The following is a 1,038-nucleotide window of genomic DNA, read 5'->3' on the forward strand; positions in this document are numbered from 1 at the left end:
CAACCTCGAAGCCGTCCCCGCCCCGGCCGGAGTGATGGAGGTCGCCTTGGGCCCCGGCTGGCCCGGTATCCTGCTGCACGAAGCCATCGGGCACGGGCTGGAGGGGGACTTCAATCGCAAGGGCAGCTCGGCATTTGCGGGTCTGATGGGGCAGCAGATTGCGTCCAAAGGCGTGACCGTTGTGGATGACGGCACGATTGCTGACCGGCGCGGCTCGATCACTGTAGATGACGAGGGAACGCCAAGCTCTCGGACTGCGTTGATCGAGGACGGTATCCTGACTGGGTACATGCAAGACCGCCAGAACGCGCGCCTGATGGGCGTCGCCCCTACCGGCAATGGACGGCGCCAGAGCTACGCGCACAAACCGATGCCGCGCATGACCAATACGGTGATGCTGGGCGGCGATGCAGACCCGGCCGCTCTGGTTGCTGATATCAAGGACGGGATCTGGGCCGTGGGTTTCGGTGGCGGTCAGGTCGACATCACCAACGGCAAATTCGTCTTTTCCTGTACCGAGGCCTACCGGGTCGAAAACGGCAAGATCGGCGCTCCGGTCAAAGGCGCGACGCTGATCGGGGATGGACCCTCTGCGCTGAACCGCATCCGTGGGTTGGGCAACGACATGGCGCTGGATCCGGGAATGGGAACCTGCGGCAAGGATGGTCAATGGGTGCCGGTAGGCGTCGGCCAGCCGACGGTTCTGATGGACGGGCTGACCGTCGGAGGCTCCGCCGCCTGAGTCGGAATCACCTGAAGTACGAAAGGCGCAGGGTTAACGCTGCGCCTTTTTGCTAGAGGGGCCGAGGTCAATTGGAAATTCAACCCACGCATCTTAGTGAGGTTTTTGTTTATATAGTTCATATTGTTAGCGGCGTTCCCCAATGGACTCACTAAGAAAATTGCATCTAATTTTCGACGATTTACAGGCTGTTAACCCCGACACCCGTAAACCAGTTCTGCAATCAGGCGGAGCATCGGATGACCGAAGAGCAGCTTTCTTCCAATCACCCCCCACTCCCACCCACCACGGAAGAG

At 60.3% G+C, this 1,038-nt stretch carries 1 protein-coding gene; it reads left to right on the forward strand.

The window, feature by feature from the left end; translation table 11 throughout:
- Positions 1 to 742: metallopeptidase TldD-related protein (locus ACR0E6_RS21525; RefSeq protein ID WP_480587142.1), on the forward strand; the 742-nt coding region annotated here is incomplete at its 5' end.
- Between the last annotated feature and the right edge of the window lie 296 nt (positions 743 to 1,038).

Source organism: Ruegeria sp. AP12, from assembly GCF_056540025.1.